At 33.4% G+C, this 2,684-nt stretch carries 2 protein-coding genes; both read right to left on the bottom strand.

Annotation, left to right across the window (positions count from 1 at the left end):
* Nucleotides 1-148: 148 nt before the first annotated feature.
* Nucleotides 149-424, bottom strand: coding sequence for a hypothetical protein (locus H4J50_RS18695; protein WP_182257666.1), 276 nt, complete (start codon nucleotides 422-424; stop codon nucleotides 149-151).
* A 328-nt stretch (nucleotides 425-752) separates the two neighbouring features.
* Nucleotides 753-2,480: a carbon-nitrogen hydrolase family protein gene (locus H4J50_RS18690; RefSeq protein WP_182257665.1), complete on the bottom strand. Its 1,728-nt coding sequence runs from the start codon at nucleotides 2,478-2,480 to the stop codon at nucleotides 753-755.
* Nucleotides 2,481-2,684 lie beyond the last annotated feature (204 nt).

The following is a 2,684-nucleotide window of genomic DNA, read 5'->3' as shown; positions in this document are numbered from 1 at the left end:
CGTTGTTTAATGGCTAATTGACATAGCGAAGTAGATGAACTTGTGAATTGAATGAACAATTAGCTGCCTAACGGCAGCTAAATAAAACCCTATTGCCTATTGACGGGAATAAGGCTCATATGTGTTAGGCATACTGTTAACCACCAGCCTAAATATTTAATTTTAAACATAATTTTTTAATGGTGATTAATGTAAGCCATATTGTGAACGCTACTATAGGTAACATACTTATGAAAACAGCAAAAGTTTTCCAACCACTTACATCACGAATTCTAGTATCTAAATTTAAACCAAAATAATTTATAACTTCATGTCCTGCTAATAAAATTAATAAACTAGCAATAATCAAAGAAGTATATGCAATTAATGCTCTATAGCGCCGAGCTTGAGAAGTTCTACCATCTGATATTTTAAATTGATCCATTTGGAGTGCTCAAAAATACTTCATTCGAATGTATGCCTAACAGTTTATTAGACAGATAATATCCCACTTTCCACAAGCAAAACTTCCATCTAATGAATATTTATTCAAATCAATATACATAATTTAATATTACCATTCAATATGTTGTTGTTAGGTACTGAATAAATAGATGTAGAAAGACAGATTTAATCTGCCTTTATACAATAAAGCGGGATTCGCACTACCACTATATATAAAAACAGTATAAATTAAGGTTTATTTAAATTATTTAGCTCACACATAAGATTTATTAATAATATCACTGCATACATATCAAAGCTGATTGCTTTTAAGACTTACATAATGTTGGACTTGGGTGCACAAGCGCTTTAGTAATTTTTCCATGTTGTTGCTTAACCTTTAGTCTATCAGCAGATCTATTTAAACAACCACTGACATTAAATTGATTATTTTTATGCGATAAATTTGTGCTGTTAGTTATATCAATAACTAGTCCTGTTGATTTCTTCTGTTTTATTTTCTTTTTATTGCCTGTTGTTGCCGAGTTATCGTCATTTATAATTAATGGGTCAAGAGCAAAACTTTTCTCACGACTTGCTGCTACGATACAAATTCCATTTTCCGCTGCCAGAGATAATAAACCACAGTCCACCTCACTTGACTCTTGAATATCAAAAGGTATAAGCAGCACATGAATACAGCTTAAGGCCGCAACTTTTACTATTTCAGGCATATTTGCGTCATCGGCTGTTAGCATTGCTATCTTTATAGCACCTTGCTCTAATGGCAATTCAACGATGTTTAGATCGTCCCCTAATTCTGTCCATTTATAACGATTACAAAAGTGTAACTGTTGTTGTAAGGCAAATACCCCATGATTATTAATTAATACAGCTTGATGAGCACCATCAATAACTAAACTTGTACAAACATATTGAAAAGGTCTTAATGTTGCACTTATTTTACTTATGATTTCAGTGCACAAGACTTCTATTACATCAAGTTGTGATGCGTTATGAGTAATCGATTTATCGTCAATAAAAAATAGTTCAGGTAATTGAATAATATCACTGAGGTTGTTTTCGATGTAATGGCAAACATCTTCTATGGCTTGTTCGTTTGATTTATATGTTGCAAATAAGGCTACATTTGCAGTTTCGGGCACGTTGTTATTGCTCCCTTTAATATCAGCAGTTTGCTTTTGTAATGTTACGTCTTGCTGATAAAGATCTATACGGTGCTGGTTAAAAAACGCTGTGCCATCAGGGCGAAATTTATTATTTAATCCTGCCTTTACGGTATCTATATCTGCAAAAGTAAACCCTTCATTTTTATGAGCTATCTTCGCTAATACCTTACCATTGGTATTAACTATTTGACTGAAACCCGTGCCTACTCCCCTTTCATTCAAATGTTCTTTCATTAGAGCACCAACATTATTCGCTGTTGCAATAAAAACATTATTTTCAACCGAGCGCGCTAGGTCATAAAAGTGGTTTTGTTCAGCAGTATTAGTACTTTGTGCATTACAGAGCAATTGTGCCCCTTGCATGCCAAGTTCTCTTGCTTTGCTGTACGTTATAGCATCTTGTCCGGCTAATAAGCCTAGCTTGGCTAAAGGTGTTGTTATTATTTCAGTTGTATTATTGGTACTAATGAAATATTCACTTTCATGTGATTGAAATGCTTGTTGGTCGGTTTGTTGAATCAATGCTCCGTCAGGAGAAATAAGGCAAGTAGTAACACTAATCTTTGATTTAATTGAAGCGTTTGTAGTATCTCGTGCAAGGTCTCTACGTACAGTTGCATTGAACACGATATAACAGCTGTGTTTTTTGGCTTGTGTAGCTATTTGTTGAAAAAAATCACCATTAAGTACTAACGCTTCTTGCCATGCTTGATCATGATCCTCGTAACAAGGTTGGGTATTACAATACTGCGGAAGTACGATGATATCTGGCTGACAGCTTGCCACTTCATTTATAATTCGCACACAAGTTGATATGTTTTCATGTGCATTTAAAGACGTGGCGAACTGTGTAACGGCTACTCGCATAATGTATAAAATTCCAGATAATTTGATATTTGAACTGAATTAATTCAGGTATTAATAATTGTTAACAAGATTATATCATTTTCAACCTGTTTGTGACCTTGTAAATAGAAAGTTAACTTAAGACTTCAATATAAAAACTTTAAATTCTGCACCAATATATTAATTATTTAAGTTACTGAAAACTATGTGAATGGGTATTAAAAT

This window comes from Colwellia sp. 6M3 (assembly GCF_014077595.1).
Lineage (GTDB): Bacteria > Pseudomonadota > Gammaproteobacteria > Enterobacterales > Alteromonadaceae > Cognaticolwellia.
Note: the sequence above shows the minus strand (reverse complement) of the source record. Positions and strands in the feature narration are given on the sequence as shown.